At 73.6% G+C, this 13,826-nt stretch carries 12 protein-coding genes; 7 read left to right on the top strand and 5 right to left on the bottom strand.

From position 1 onward, the window contains the following. The first annotated feature begins 262 nt into the window (after window positions 1–262). A complete protein-coding gene (locus ABT085_RS33905) occupies window positions 263–2,038 on the top strand; it encodes an ArnT family glycosyltransferase (protein WP_502982866.1) in 1,776 nt (591 codons plus the stop codon). On the opposite strand, the gene ABT085_RS33900 is transcribed toward ABT085_RS33905, so the two are convergent. Further along, entirely contained in the window at window positions 2,026–2,442 is a 417-nt protein-coding gene (locus tag ABT085_RS33900) for a DUF3662 domain-containing protein (protein WP_351616782.1), read from the bottom strand. The two genes, ABT085_RS33905 and ABT085_RS33900, sit on opposite strands and share 13 nt — an antisense overlap. 144 nt (window positions 2,443–2,586) lie before the next feature. Between ABT085_RS33900 and ABT085_RS33895 the strand changes: the two genes are divergently transcribed. Further along, window positions 2,587–3,534 carry a MurR/RpiR family transcriptional regulator gene (locus ABT085_RS33895; protein ID WP_351616779.1) on the top strand — a complete coding sequence of 316 codons (948 nt, stop codon included), beginning with the start codon at window positions 2,587–2,589 and terminating at the stop codon, window positions 3,532–3,534. 286 nt (window positions 3,535–3,820) lie between these two features. Further along, a complete protein-coding gene (locus ABT085_RS33890) occupies window positions 3,821–4,204 on the top strand; it encodes a hypothetical protein (RefSeq protein WP_351616776.1) in 384 nt (127 codons plus the stop codon). 249 nt (window positions 4,205–4,453) lie between these two features. Here ABT085_RS33890 and ABT085_RS33885 read toward each other — a convergent pair whose 3' ends face one another. Beyond that, complete coding sequence (locus tag ABT085_RS33885; protein ID WP_351616773.1) at window positions 4,454–5,170, bottom strand: peptidoglycan-binding domain-containing protein; 717 nt, start codon at window positions 5,168–5,170, stop codon at window positions 4,454–4,456. A 62-nt stretch (window positions 5,171–5,232) separates the two neighbouring features. Further along, window positions 5,233–6,060, bottom strand: a complete 828-nt coding sequence (locus ABT085_RS33880; RefSeq protein ID WP_351616771.1) for an ATP-grasp domain-containing protein — start codon at window positions 6,058–6,060, stop codon at window positions 5,233–5,235. 199 nt (window positions 6,061–6,259) lie between these two features. On the opposite strand from ABT085_RS33880, the gene ABT085_RS33875 reads away from it, so the two are divergent. The 3 genes from ABT085_RS33875 (at window position 6,260) to ABT085_RS33865 (ending at window position 10,510) form a co-directional block, all read left to right on the top strand. After that, window positions 6,260–6,982 carry a TetR family transcriptional regulator gene (locus ABT085_RS33875; protein WP_351616768.1) on the top strand — a complete coding sequence of 241 codons (723 nt, stop codon included), beginning with the start codon at window positions 6,260–6,262 and terminating at the stop codon, window positions 6,980–6,982. Between the two features lie 152 nt (window positions 6,983–7,134). Then, window positions 7,135–7,548, top strand: a complete 414-nt coding sequence (locus ABT085_RS33870) for a Zn-ribbon domain-containing OB-fold protein (RefSeq protein ID WP_351616765.1) — start codon at window positions 7,135–7,137, stop codon at window positions 7,546–7,548. 181 nt (window positions 7,549–7,729) lie between these two features. Beyond that, window positions 7,730–10,510 (top strand): dienelactone hydrolase family protein, encoded by a 2,781-nt coding sequence (locus ABT085_RS33865; protein ID WP_351616762.1) that lies wholly within the window; start codon window positions 7,730–7,732, stop codon window positions 10,508–10,510. A gap of 50 nt (window positions 10,511–10,560) precedes the next feature. Here ABT085_RS33865 and ABT085_RS33860 read toward each other — a convergent pair whose 3' ends face one another. Next, window positions 10,561–10,950 carry a PPOX class F420-dependent oxidoreductase gene (locus tag ABT085_RS33860; protein ID WP_351616760.1) on the bottom strand — a complete coding sequence of 130 codons (390 nt, stop codon included), beginning with the start codon at window positions 10,948–10,950 and terminating at the stop codon, window positions 10,561–10,563. A 67-nt stretch (window positions 10,951–11,017) separates the two neighbouring features. Beyond that, a complete protein-coding gene (locus ABT085_RS33855) occupies window positions 11,018–12,196 on the bottom strand; it encodes a MalY/PatB family protein (RefSeq protein ID WP_351616757.1) in 1,179 nt (392 codons plus the stop codon). A 194-nt stretch (window positions 12,197–12,390) separates the two neighbouring features. Between ABT085_RS33855 and ABT085_RS33850 the strand changes: the two genes are divergently transcribed. Further along, window positions 12,391–13,779 carry a S1 family peptidase gene (locus tag ABT085_RS33850; protein WP_351616754.1) on the top strand — a complete coding sequence of 463 codons (1,389 nt, stop codon included), beginning with the start codon at window positions 12,391–12,393 and terminating at the stop codon, window positions 13,777–13,779. Window positions 13,780–13,826 lie beyond the last annotated feature (47 nt).

Below are 13,826 nucleotides of genomic sequence, written 5' to 3'. Positions count from 1 at the left end.
GGGCGCGGGGTCGGGGCGGGCGCGGGGTCGGGGCGGGCGCGGGGTCGGGGCGGGCGCGGGGTCGGGGCGGGCGCGGGGTCGGGGCGGGCGCGGGGGCTGAACTCCGGCGCGCCGCGGGCCGTACCTGTCCACACGGCGGAAGGTCTGCCGGTACGACTCCTGAAGCGGTGCCGCCCTGCGTGGCGGGAGCTGAGGCAGAGTACGTCCATGCGGCGACTCAGGAGCGCTCCCGCCGGCACACGCAGGGCGGACGCCGGGGCGGATGATGGCGAGCGAAGAGACGACGGTCGTGCTCGACCGTGAGGAATCCACCGGTGCGGCGGCCGCCGGGCCGACCACGGCGGCGGGGCGGCCCCGACGGTGGCTGCGGCGTCACCGGCGCCGGGTGCTGCCGCTGGTCGTGGCCGTGCTGCTGGCCCAGATGGCCGTGGCGATGGTGACCACGGCCCTGCGGCAGACCCCGACCATCGACGAACCGGTGTACGTCGGCACGTCCGCGGTCTCCCTGCACGAGCACCGGCTGCGCTACAACCCCGAGCACCCGCCGCTCGGGAAGCTGATCGTCGGGGTCGGGGTGGCGATGGCCGATCCGCAGGTCGACCTGGCCTTCACCGGTGACCAGGGCCAGGTCGGGCGCCATCTGCTGTACGAGTCCGGGAACGACCCCTGGCGGCTGATGCTGTGGGCGAGACTGCCTGTGATCACGCTGACCCTGCTGTTCGGCCTGGTCGTGTTCGGCTTCGCCCGGGACCTGGTCGGAGCGCGGGGCGCGGTCGCGGCGCTCGCGCTGTACGCCTTCTCCCCCGATGTGATCGCGCAGGGTTCGCTCGCCACGCTCGATCTCCCGGTGACCGGGTTCCTGGTCACCTCGGTCTGGCTGGTGTGGCGGGCCCGGCGGCGCCCGCGGCTCTGGCTGCCGCTGTCCGGGGTGGCGCTCGGCGCGGCGCTGGCCACGAAGATGTCCGCGCTGCCCGCGGTTCCGGTGCTGATGGCCCTGGCGGCCGGGTCCGTGTGGGTGTGGCACGGCCGCCGGGTGGACGTACCGCCCGCGGCCCCCGCCGCTCCCCCGGCCCGGCGTGGCGTGCTGTCGCGGCTCGGCGCGGACCGGCGCGGCGCGCTCATCGGAGCCGTCGCGGGCATGACCGTGGTGGCGCTGACGGCCGTCGCCGTCGTGTGGGCGACGTATCTGGCGGTCGATCCGCGGCTGCGGTGGACGCCCGAGCAGCCCGTCCCCGCCGCGCACGGACTGCACGGCCTCCTGGTGCGCCTGATGCCTTTCCCGGACGCCTACCGGGACGGGATGCGCATCCAGTTCGCCTTCGAGAACGCCCCCTGGCAGGGCTTCCTGTTCGGGCGGCTGTACTCCGGCTCGCTCTGGTACTACCTGCCCGCCGCGCTGCTGGTGAAGACGCCGCTGGGCATGCTGGCCCTGTGGGCGGCGGGCGCGCTCGCGCTGGTGACGGTACGACGGCTGCGGCCCGCCGCGCCCTATCTGCTCGCGCCGACGGCCGCGCTGCTGGCCGCGGCCATGCTGGGGTCGCGGGACTTCGGCACCCGCTACGCGCTGTTCATGCCGGTGTTCCTGGCGGTGGCGGCGGGCTGCGCGCTGGCGGTACGCCTGCGGTGGACGCCGGTGGTGACATGGACGCTCGTGCTGTTCGTGGCGGTCAGCTCGATGCGCACGTTCCCGTACTACCTGCCCTACTCCAACGAGGCGTTCGGCGGGCCCGCCAAGACCCATCTGCGGCTGCACGACTCCAACGTGGACTGGGGCCAGGACCTGGGCGCGCTGGCCGACCGGTTGCGCGATCACTACCCGGGCAAGCGGGTCTGGCTGGTGTACAAGGGCAGCGGGGTGCCGTCGTACTACGGCATCCACGCGGCCGATCCGCGCAGGCGGCCCGCCGCCGACGTGCACGGGCTGCTGGTCGTGTCCGACTCGGCCGTGGCCAAGGCGACGGGCCGGCTGGCCGCGCTGATCCACGGCAGCCACGAGATCGACGAGGTCGGTCACTCGATCACGATCTACCGGCGCTGACGGTCCCGGGGTTGCTCGGCGACGGCCTCCGCGCCGACGTGGGCCGTCGCCCGGCCGGCCACCCGGTAGCGGCCGTTGGGCAGGTGCGAGGACCGCACGACACGGACCGTGAGCGGCCCTGCCCACACGTAGCCCTCGCGGTCCGCGTGCCGGGCCAGGCTGTCGGTCAGGGCCTGGCCCACGTGGCTGTCCCGGCGCGTCAGTTCGTCGTGGACGGCGGCGTCCAGCTCGACGTCGTAGGCGTTGGGGACCACGACGAGGCGTTCGCTGCACACCACGGCGTGGTCGTCGCACTCCCGGCGCAGCGCGGCGAGCAGCTCGACCGGCTCCTTGCCGACGACGCGGGCCCACAGGGCCTCCCAGTGGTGTTCCAGAGTCAGTTCCCATGCGCTGAGCGCACCCATGTGTGTTCACCTGCCTGCTCGGGGTCGGTGTTCCTCGGCGTCGGGTGCCCGGGGTGCGCCCGGATATCCGCACCGGTGTGCTGAGCCCCCGAGCCTGCTCCACAATCCCTGGTCACCGCGGTGGGTGAGCTATGTTGAGTCTCTGTGGGAGACAAAGAAGACGCGCCGGCCCCCTCGTTGCAGCAGGCGCGCGCACAGGCATCGGCGATCACGTCGGGGAAGACCGACCCTCAGGCGGAGGTCTCCCCCACCTCCCGGCTCAGGGAGCTCTTCGACGGGCCCCATCTGTCTCCCGGGCAACGGCGCATCGCGCAGTACCTGATCGAGCACATCACCGAGGCCGCCTTCCTGTCGATCACCGACCTCGCCGACCGGGTGGGCGTGAGCCAGCCCTCGGTGACGCGGTTCGCGGCCGCGGTGGGCTTCAGCGGCTACCCCGCGCTGCGCGAGAAGCTCCAGGCGATCGCGCTGGGCACCCTGGCCGGGGGTTCCGCGGCGGACGAGGTGAACCGGGGCAACGAGCTCCAGGCGGCGGTGGACGCCGAGATCGAGAACCTGGAGAACCTGCGGCGCGACTTCGCGGATCCCGACCGGGTCATCGAGATCGGCCGCGAACTGTCGGAGTCGTCACCGTTGACGGTGCTCGGGCTGCGCATCTCGGTGTCGCTGGCCGAGTACTTCGCGTACGCGGCACGCCGTGTCCATCCGGACGTGCGGCTGGTGACCCTGGGCGGCAGTGTCGCCTACGACGCGCTGCTCCAGTCCCGTGCGGCGGGCGGCACCTGGGTGCTGGCCTTCTCGATGCCCCGGCACGCGCAGGAGACCCTGGCCGCGCTGCGGGTCGCGCGGGGCGCGGGGCTGAAGGTCGTGCTGATCACCGATCTGGCGCTGGGGGCGCTGGCCGACGAGGCCGACGTCACCTTCGCCACCGGCACCGGCTCCCGGCTGGTCTTCGACTCCTACGCGGCACCGGGCGTGCTGGCCGCCGCGCTGCTCCAGGCGATGACGGACGCCGGGCCCGAACGGACCCAGGCGCGGCTGGAGGAGTACGAACAGATCTCCGAGCAGCACCAGTTCTTCCTGCGGGAGTGACGGCGGCCCGGCACGGCAGAACGTCCACCGCGGCCAAACGGCGTCACACACGGATCATTCAGAACAGATCGCGCATGAATGTTTTCATGCACCTTGCAAAGCGGACGGCATATATAAATACTGCTCACGGCCGCACCCGCCCCGAGCCCGCCGTCCCTACCCACGTCGGCGCCGGGGCGCGGTCGGGCGTCGCCTGCGCGCGCCCGTGGCGGCTCCGGTCGTCCCCTGGACCGGAGCCGCCCCACCTCGTCGGACCACCCGTCCCGACGCCGCACACCCGGAAGCGATGATCATGGCTCTCACGACGACGCGCATCAGCCCGGACTGGCCCTGCCAGGTCAAGACGCCCGGCAGCTACGACTGGGAACGCTCGGCGGCCAAGTGGCTGCGGGACCTCGTTCCGGCCCGCTACGCGAGCTACCCGGTGCTGCTGCGCCACCCCGTGCTCCTGGCCCGGCACGCGATGATCCAGGTCCAGCAGGAGATCCGGGTCGCCCGCACCGCGCTCCAGACCGCGCGCGCCGATCTGCCGCGGCTGGGCCTGCCCGAGTCGGTCATCGAGCACACGATCAAGCTGTACGCGGCCGAGGTCATGCAGCTCCAGCACATCGCACGCAGCGTCCGGGTGGTCACCGAGGCGCTCGTGGAGCACGGCGCGTCCGCCCGCTGACCGCACCGGCCGGACGATCAGTCGTCGTCGCGGTGCCTCCAGTACCAGAACGCGCCCACGGCGAGGGCGAGCAGGAAGACGGCGGGCAGCAGCAGGCCCGGAATGCGGGAGCCGGTCATCGCAACGGCTTTCGTTCGAGGCGGGCCGGCCGCCCCGTCGCGTCGGCCCCCGAGATCATCGTGAGCCCGCCCCCGCACCCCGATCACGACGTTTTTCTCAGCTATTGCCCGGCGTTCGATTCTCCGGCCGTCAGCCGCCGCTCGTCCGCGCCTCCAAATCGCGGCGGGTGTCGTCGCCGTAGACACCGGACTCGTCGCCCCGGATGCCGTACCAGAGCTGGAAGCGGGCCACCGCCGCGGTGAGGTCGGCGCCGTAGCGGCCGTCGGTGGCTCCGTGGTCGTACACGTTCGGAATGCGCAGCAGGCGCTGCTGGAGGTCGGTCACCTCGGGGCCGGAGTCGCCCTCGCGCAGGGTGCCGGCGCCGTCGGGGTCGGCGGGCGCCGCTGCGGCCGGAGCGGAAGCGGCCGGGGCGGGCGTGGCCGCGGTGGCGTCGTTCATGCGGGGCAGCAGGAGGGCGCCGGCGAAGCCGACGAGGGCCGCCGCGCAGACGCCCAGGGCGATGGCGGCCCGACGCTGTCCCGCACCCCAGCCGGGTCCGGTGCCGAACCGCTCGGCACCCCCGCCCGGTCCGGTGCCGAACCGCTCGGCACCCCCGCCCGGATCGGTGCCGTACCGCCCCGGACCGGCGTCCTTCGAGGCCGGACGATGGTCGAAGGGCGGCAGTTCCTGGGTGTCCGCCTCGGCCGTGGCCGGGGCGTCCCGCACCGGCACGGACTCGTAGGCGGTGTCCTGCGTCATCTCGCGGAACAGCTCGGCGAGCGCGTCGGTGCGGCGGGGGCGCAGGACCCGGATCGGTTCGAGGACCGGGCGGTCGTACGGCTCCCCGGGCTCGGGCGGTGTCGGCACGCTGCTCTCCTTCGGTACCTCGGGGCCCCCGGGGAGTGATACGAGCGCGCCGGTGCCCGGGTTCAGCCCGCGAGGAAGCGGTGCAGGGATCGCGCCATCGCGGCCACGAAGGCCTCCCGCCGTGCCTCGTCGAGGGCGTCGAGGGAGAGGTAGGGGTTGAGGTCCTCCAGCTCGACCAGCAGCAGGCTGCCGTCGGGGGCGCGGCAGGCGTCGACGCGCTGGATGCCGGCGTCGAGGGTGTTCCAGGCGATGAAGCGGTGGGCGAACTCCAGATCTTCGGCGGTGGGTTCGTACGGCCGCAGCTCCCAGCGCCGGTCGGGGTCCGGGGCGTACAGGGCGTACTGGAAGTCGTGGTCGACGAAGTAGAAGGAGACCTCGTACGTGAAGTCGATCCGCGGCTGGACCAGGACCGTGCCGTCGGCGAGGCCGGGCAGCTCCTCGGCGGTGACCGTGCGCAGGCCTATGGAGTCGGCGCCGAGCTTGGGCTTGACGATGTAGTGCCCGGCCTCGGGCAGCCGCCCCAGGTCGGCCGGGCGGTCGACGGTGGGGATCACCGGCAGGCCCGCGGCGCTCAGGTCGAGGAGGTACTGCTTGCCGGCCATGTCCGCGCTGCCGGTGAGCGGGTTGTAGACCCGGGTGCCGCTGCGCAGCGCCCCCTCGCGGAAGGCGTCGTACTGCTCCTGGTACGCCAGGACCGGGCCGCTGTTGCGGACCACGACGGCGTCGAAGGCGTCCATCAGGGCGGCGGCGTCCCGCGGATGGCACAGGGCCAGGTCGAAGTCCGCGCGCAGCCGCGCGGTGAGGAGGATGTCCTCGTCGCAGTAGCGGCGCCCGCGGGCCGGGTACGCCAGATCGGTGACATAGAGGACGCGGGGGCGGGCGGCGGGCATGCCGGGATCTCCTCGGGAGCGGGTGCACTGCGGTGCAGGGGGTGTCCTGCGGTGCAGCAGGTGTACTGGGGTGCGGCGGGTGTCCTGCGGTGCAGGCAGGTTACGCCCAGGGTCGCGGAGTCTTCACGGGGGACACTCAGTTCCCCCACGAGAGGGAACTGAGTGCCATCCTGGTGGGCCAGGTGCTACGTTCCCCTCCATGAGCTCCAGTGACAAGGCGGAGGAGGCGGCCGCGAAGCCGCCCATGCGGGACGCCCTGGTCGCGGCGGCCTTCCAGTTGTTCCTGGAGCGCGGCTACGAACAGACGACGGTCGACGACATCGTGGCGCTGGCCGGGGTGGGCCGGCGGTCGTTCTTCCGCTACTTCCCCTCCAAGGAGGACGTGGTCTTCCCCGACCACGAGCGCTGCCTGGCCGACATGACGGCCTTCCTGGCCGCGAGCGGCGACGAGGACGAACCCGTGCGGCGGGTCTGCGACGCGGCCCGGCTCGTGCTGCGGATGTACGCCGAGAACCCGGCGTTCTCCGTGCAGCGCTACCGCCTCACCAAGCAGGTGCCGGGGCTGCGGGCGTACGAACTGTCGGTGGTGTGGCGCTACGAACGCGCCCTGGCCGCGTACCTGCGCGCCCGCTTCGCCGGCCGGCCGGACGGCACCCTGCGGGCCGACGTGATCGCGGCCGCCGTGGTCGCGGCGCACAACAACGCGCTGCGCTCCTGGCTGCGTTCGGACGGGAAGGACGACGCCGGGGCCGCGGTGGACCACGCCCTCGGCCATGTCCAGGAGACCTTCGCCCGGCCGTCGGGGCCGGCCGCCGGGCTCCCGGCCGCGGACCAGGAGGACGTCGTCGTGGTCGTCTCCCGGCGCGGGGCACCCCTGTGGCGCGTGGTGCAGGAGATCGAGACCACGCTGGCCCGCGACTGACTCCCCCGCAATTTTGGGGTACCGAGTGCCTTTACGAGTGACACTCAGTGCCATACGCTGTGGCCGTGCGCGGTGGCACGACCGAACCGCGCACGGGCGTGCCCGGGCGTTCCGGGCACGCGGTTTCCGGCCCGGCGCAGGGAGTTGACAGCGTGTACCACCACTCAGGAAGCGCAGTTCAGCAGGGAACCGGCTCCGCCACGGGCGTGCTCGAACCGGCGGCCGCGAACACCGAGACGATCCTCTACCAGCGCTGCACCTGGTGCGGCACCGCGATGTACCACCGGCTGCTGTGTCCGGCGTGCCAGGGCGGCGACCTGCGCACCGAACGCAGCGAGGGCACGGGCACCGTGCGCCACGCCACGGTGGTGCACCGCAACACCCCCGCCGCGCGCAATGTGTCGCTCATCGAGATGGCCGAGGGCTTCGTCGTCCGGGGCCGGGTGATGGGACCGCTCATCGGCATCCACAGCGGCGACCGCGTACGGCTGTCCACGGCCAAGGACCCGGTCCGGGGCGAGCCCGTCTTCCAGCTGCTCGACGAGCCCTTCCGGGCCTGGCACTGACCTTCCGGGCCTGGCACTGAGGGGCTCCTGCGAAACGGTCATGAATGGCCGGTTCCCGCTCCGTTGCCGCATCGGATCGCACAACACAGGCAACCCACAGATTCTCTTTGCCCTCCTTCGGTAGGCGAGAGGCCCCCGTTACGGACGGGGCGCCCGCGCACGAGGCTGGAGGAGGGGAACATTGTTCCGTGCCCGGCGAACCGCTATCGCCGCCGTGGCAGTGCTCGCGGCACTGGCAGGATCACCAGGACTGGCGCAGGCCCGACCGACCCACGAGAGCCGGCCGTCGGCGGCCGTGTCCGACGACGCGCTGCCACCGGGCTGGCGGGTCACCGGGGCGGGTGACGGGCGCGCCCTGGTCTGGCGGTCGTCCGTGCCCGTGCCCATGGGGGACGCGCGTATCGAGTTCCACGCCGCGGGCAGACTGCTCGGCGTGCCGTCCGCCGACCGCGACGGCAGGACGTTCCGGCTGGACCTGGCCGGTGCCCCCGTCACCGGTCTGACGGACCTTCAAGTGCAGGCCGGTGGGCGCCGGTTGGACGCGTCCGGCACGTCCACCGCGCCCGGTGACGGCACCGGCGGGATACCCTCCGTCGCCGCCGCGCAGCCGCCCGCCCCACTGCCCGCGGGCTCGGTCGACCCCGGCAAGGCGGGGCCGTACCGCACGCTCACCGGCGAGTACGACCTCGCCCCGGTGCGACTGCCCGGGTTCGCCGCACCGGTCGAGATGCGCGCCGTGGTGGTGGCACCGAAGGGTGCCGCCGGCAAGCGCCCGCTGGCGCTGTTCCTGCACGGCCGCCACGCCACCTGCTACGCCGGGACCGACGCGACCGGCGACTGGCCCTGCCGCGCCGGCGCCAAGCCGATCCCGAGCTACCGCGGCTATCTGCGCGACCAGAAACTCCTCGCGTCCCAGGGCTATGTGACGGTGTCGGTGTCCGCGAACGGCATCAACGGCCAGGACTTCGCCGCCGACGACGGCGGCGCGCAGGCCCGTTCGTCGCTGGTCCGGCAGCACCTGGCCCGCTGGGCCGGCTGGGCCGCCCACCCGGCCGGCGCTCCCTCGGTGGTGCGCCGGGCACCGCGGGCCGACCTGTCCCGGGTCCTGCTCGTCGGTCACTCGCGCGGCGGCGAAGGCGTCAACCGCGCCGCGATGGACAGTCTCTACCCCCCGCCCGCCGCCCAGGACGGCTATCGCGGACCGGTGCGCTGGCACATCCGCGGCACCGTGCTGATCGGACCGACGGTCTTCGGACAGAACCCGGTGGCCGACGTGCCCTCGGCGACCATCCTGCCGGGCTGCGACGGTGACGTCTCCGACCTCCAGGGCGAGGTGTACGTCGACGGCACCCGCGGTGTCGGCCGGGACGCCGCGCTGCACAGCGCCGTCTACGTGGTCGGCGCCGACCACAACTTCTTCAACAGCGAGTGGACCCCGGGGCAGGCCGCGGCACCCGCCGAGGACGACTTCTGGGACGACCCCGAACAGCCGGACCCGGTGTGCTCGAAGAACGCCCCGACCCGGCTGACCGCCGACCAGCAGCACCGGGCCGGCGCCACCTACATCGCCACCGCGGCCCGGCTGTTCGTCGCCGGTGACGACCGCGCGCGCCGGCTGCTCGACGGCACGGGACGGCGGGCCCCCTCGGCGGATCCCGCCCGGGTGCTGACCCACGCGGTGGGCGGGAACCGGGGCGCGGGGTTCCTGCCGGACGGCGCGGTGACGGTGTCCGGCGCGAAGCTGTGCTCGGCGGTGGATCCCGACCCGGCCGCGGCCTGTCTCGGCTCGGCCACGAAGGGCTCCTCGCCGCACTTCGTCCCCTGGTTCGTCGACCCGGAGAAGGGCCGCAGGGCCGTGGCCCTGCACTGGTCCTCGGCCGGCCACACGGCGCGGGTACGCCCCGCGAAGCCGGTCTCGCTGAGCGGCGCGAAGGCGCTGACGCTGCGGGTGATCGTGCCGCCCGGCACCCACGGCACCCGGCTGGACGTCTCCGTCACCGACACCGCCGGCCGGCGTGCCACGCTCGGCCAGGTCGGCGTCGACGGTCTGCCGGGCACGGAGCGGACCTCCTCGTACTGGGCCCGTGAGATACGGGTCCCGCTCACGGCCGCCGCCCGCGCCGGTCTCGACCTGCGCCGGGTGCAGTCCCTCGGTCTCACCCCGCGGACCCGGTCGGGCCGGGCCTGGCTGATGGACGCCTGGGCCTGGCGGCCGGGCACCCCGGCCGTGCGCGCGTCCGCGCTGCCGCGCGTCGACCTCGGCACCACCACCGTGCGGGAGGGCGACTCCGGCGTGCGCACCTACCGGGTGCCGGTGCGGGTGTCGGGTCACGGCAGCGGCCAGGTGCGGGTCTACGTCGTCGACCCCGTCACCGGGAAGGCGAAGGACCGGCTGGTGACGGTCCGGCCGGGCGGACACGGCATCGACGTACGGGTGCGGGTACAGGGCAACACCCGCTTCTCCTACGACGTCTCGCACGACGTGTTCGTGAAGGCCGTCCGGGGCGCGGTGGTCGGCACGCCCCACGGCGGCATCCTGGTGCGCAACGACGACCCGATGCCGAAGATGTCGGCGACGCCGGTCGCGGACCGGGTGGCCGAGGGTCAGCCGCTGCGCTGGCGCCTGTCCCTGTCGGAGCCCGCCGACACGGACACGTACGCCGCCTTCGTGGTACGGCCGGTGTCCGGCGGCGCCGAACTGTCCACCAAGGACGTCGACCCGGCCTGGCTCGCGGACATGACCGGCGCGTCCGCAGACCCGGAGCGCCCACTGTCCGCGGTGGACCATCTGTACCTCTGGGTGGCCGTCCCCGCGGGCCGGACCCAGGCGGAACTGAGCCTGCCCACCGTGCGCGACCAGGTGGCCGAGCCCGAGGAGTCGGTGCGGTTCCAGTGGACCGACGACTCCGGTGAGCCGGGCGACGGGCCGGTGCTGACCGGCACGGTGCTGGACGCGCCCTAGGGCCCGTCCGGTGCGGGCCGGCCGTGTCGTGCCGCCGGCCCGCTCCCGGTTCAGCCGGGGAAGGTGATCCGGATCCCGACCGTGCCCTCCGGCCCGCGCCGCAGGCGGCTGCCGAGGAGGGTGAGCCGGCCGAGGATGCCGTACTTGCGGGCGATGAGGTCCCGGTAGCGGGCGGTGGTCGCGGCGTCGCAGATCTCGGCGGTGGCGGGGACCGGGTCACCGGTCGGGTTGCCCCGCACGTCGCACGGGCCGACGAGGACGTCGGCGCGGGCCCGGATCCGCCTCACCTTCCAGGAGTCGACGACCGTCCAGGCGCCCAGGGCGTCCTCGCCGTCCCGCACCACCCACACCGGGGTCGGCACACCGGTGCCGTTCTTGCGGTAACTGGTGATCAGCAGATACTTGCCCGCACCGAGCCGGGCCACCGACGTCTCGTCCATGCCGCGCAGTCTAAGCAGCCGCCCGTGCCACCGCCGCGGCGGACCGACGGACCCGCGCCACGGGCGGTCAGGTCACGGCCTTCGCCATCCTGCGCACGGCTTCCGTGATCACCTCGGGCGAGGTCGCGAGGTTCAGCCGTACGTGGCCGGTGCCGCCCGTGCCGAAGTCCGTACCGGAGTTGAGGGCCACCCGGCCGCGCTCCAGGAAGACCTCCGCCGGATCGTCGCGCAGGCCGAACGCCCGGCAGTCGAGCCAGGCGAGGTAGGTGGCCTCGCTCGGCCGGTACCCGATCGCGGGCAGCTGCTCGGCGAGGAGTGCGGCGAGCAGGCGCCGGTTGTCGTCGAGGCCGGCCAGCAGGGCGTCCAGCCAGCCGGTGCCCTCGCGCAGGGCGGCGGTGTGGGCGAGGACGCCGACATGGCTCGGGCCGTGGCTCACCTCCTCGGGCAGCCGGGCCAGGTCGGCCGCGGCCGCGGGGCCCGCCACGGCCAGGGCGGCCTTGAGCCCGGCGAGGTTCCAGCCCTTGGAGGCCGACATCAGCGACAGACCGTTCTCCCCGCCCGGCACGCTCAGATACGGCACGAAGTCCACGCCCTCGACGACCAGCGGGGCGTGGATCTCGTCGGCGACCACGCGCACCCCGTACCGTGCGGCGAGCGCGGCCACCGCGGTGAGCTCGGCGGCGGTGTGCACCGTGCCGGTCGGGTTGTGCGGGCTGCACAGCAGATAGGCGGCGGGTCTGTTGCCTGCCACGGCCCGCCGGAAGGCCTCCTCCAGCGCGCCGAGGTCCAGCCGCAGGTCCGGGCCGAGCGGAGCCTCGCACAGCCGCCGGTCCATGTGCCCGACGAACTGGAAGAACGGCGGATAGACGGGCGGGTTGACGACGACGGAGTCACCCGGTCCGGTCACCAGCCGCAGCATCTCCACCACGCCCAGCATCACGTCCGGCACGATCGCGGTGCGCGCCACCTCGAGTCCGTTCCAGCCCCATCGCGCGGCGGCGAAGGCGGAGAGCGCCTCGGCGTAGGCGGTGCCCGCGGGGTAGCCGGTGTCGCCCAGCTCCATGGCGTCGGTGACGGCGCGTACGACCGGTTCGGCGAGCGGTACGTCCATCTCGGCCACCCACAGCGGCAGCACGTCCTGCGGGTAGGTGCGCCACTTCATGCTGGTCCGACGTCGCAGGCGGTCGAGGGTGAGTGCGCGCAGGGGGTTCGGCTCGGCGGGCGTGACGTGCGGGATGCGTGTCATGGGGCACAAGATAGGGCGCTGGACGGTGTGCCGGAACGATGCGTCCGGGGGGCGCGCCCGGCAGCCGGGCGTTCGGTTCCGATCTTGCGCGCGGTGAACACCCGCCGGTCGGCGTACGTATGGGAGTCAGGGCGCTCGACGACCGGAGGGCCCCGCGGTGTGACCACCGCGCGTTCGGGGTTCGGGAGCCATGCATGAGGCACGCACGACGACGGGTCGTCCGGCGGGCGACACAACTGACGGCCGTCGGCGGACTCCTCCTGGGAGGGGTGATGGTGACGCAGGCCATGGCGAGCGAGAAGCCGGCCGCGTCCGCCGTCCCGCGCAGCTCCGCGCAGTCCGTCGCGGACACCGGGGCGCAGCTCGTGTCGCGGCTGGGCACCGCCCGTACGGCGGGCAGCTGGATCGGCGCCGACGGCAAGCCGGTCGTGGCGGTCACCGACGAGGCCGCGGCGGCCGAGGTCCGCAAGGCGGGTGCCGAGGCCAAGATGGTCGGGCACAGCATGAACGAGCTGAAGTCGGCCACGACGGCGCTGCGTTCGGCGCCCCGGGTGGCCGGCACGGCCTGGTCGGTGGACCCTCGCACGAACCAGGTCGTGGTGCTGGCCGACCGCACGGTCTCCGCTTCCGACTGGTCGGCGATGACCCAAGTGGCGGGCAGGATCGGCAGTTTCGTCCGGATGGAGCGCACCGGTGGCGCGTTCACCACGCGGCTCAACGGCGCCCAGCCGATCCTGTCGACCGGGGGCCGCTGTTCGGCGGGCTTCAACGTGACCAACGGGCAGAGCGACTTCATCCTGACGGCCGGGCACTGCGGGCCCAGCGGTTCGCTGTGGTTCGCCGACAACCAGGCCACCCAGCAGATCGGCAGGACGGTGGACAGTTCGTTCCCCGGCGCCGACTTCTCGCTGGTGCAGTACGCGAGCGGCCGGGCGGGCGACGGTGCCGACATCGTGGCCATCGGCAACGGCAACGGGGTGCGGATCACGGGCGCGGCCGATCCGACCGTCGGGCAGCGGGTGTTCCGCAGCGGCAGCACCAGCGGGTTGCACGACGGAACGGTGACCTCGCTGAACGCGACGGTCAACTACCCCGAGGGCACGGTCACGGGCCTGATCGAGACGAACGTGTGCGCCGAACCGGGCGACAGCGGCGGGCCGTTGTTCTCCGAGGGGATCGCTCTCGGTGTGACCTCGGGCGGCAGCGGGGACTGCACGACCGGCGGCACCACGTTCTTCCAGCCGGTGACCAGGGCGCTGTCGGGGCTGAGGGTGCAGCTGATCGTGTCGAAGCAGGCCGCGGGCCAGGGGGGCACGTCCCCGTCGGCCGCCTCCTCGGCCCCGTCCGGCTCGGCCACGCACAGTGCGATCGCTCCCGGCGCCGCCCTGCCGGGCTCGACGGCTCCGGTGGCGGGCGCCGCGACGGACTCGACGCTGCTGTCGGTGCTCACGGACCCGGACAACCTCGGCCCCGGCCTGCTGGTGATCGCGGTGAGTCTGATCGCGCTGGTCGCGACCCGGTACATCCGCGCGGAGCAGGACCGCAAGGCCTATCAGCGCTACTACTCGGCGACTTGGGGATGAGGGCCCGTCCCGGCACGAGCGGGACGGGGTGACGCGAAGGCCACGGC

The organism is Streptomyces sp. NPDC002265, assembly GCF_040296125.1.
In the GTDB taxonomy this organism is placed as follows: Bacteria; Actinomycetota; Actinomycetes; order Streptomycetales; family Streptomycetaceae; genus Streptomyces.
Note: the sequence above shows the minus strand (reverse complement) of the source record. Positions and strands in the feature narration are given on the sequence as shown.

Excerpts from the sequence above, each read along its gene's own strand:
- ABT085_RS33880 (WP_351616771.1), bottom strand. The coding sequence starts at position 6,060 with ATGCCCGCCGCCCGCCCCCGCGTCCTCTATGTCACCGATCTGGCGTAC.
- ABT085_RS33855 (WP_351616757.1), bottom strand. The coding sequence starts at position 12,196 with ATGACACGCATCCCGCACGTCACGCCCGCCGAGCCGAACCCCCTGCGC.
- ABT085_RS33890 (WP_351616776.1), top strand. The coding sequence starts at position 3,821 with ATGATCATGGCTCTCACGACGACGCGCATCAGCCCGGACTGGCCCTGC.
- ABT085_RS33850 (WP_351616754.1), top strand. The coding sequence starts at position 12,391 with ATGAGGCACGCACGACGACGGGTCGTCCGGCGGGCGACACAACTGACG.
- ABT085_RS33905 (WP_502982866.1), top strand. The coding sequence starts at position 263 with ATGATGGCGAGCGAAGAGACGACGGTCGTGCTCGACCGTGAGGAATCC.
- ABT085_RS33875 (WP_351616768.1), top strand. The coding sequence starts at position 6,260 with ATGAGCTCCAGTGACAAGGCGGAGGAGGCGGCCGCGAAGCCGCCCATG.
- ABT085_RS33860 (WP_351616760.1), bottom strand. The coding sequence starts at position 10,950 with ATGGACGAGACGTCGGTGGCCCGGCTCGGTGCGGGCAAGTATCTGCTG.
- ABT085_RS33900 (WP_351616782.1), bottom strand. The coding sequence starts at position 2,442 with ATGGGTGCGCTCAGCGCATGGGAACTGACTCTGGAACACCACTGGGAG.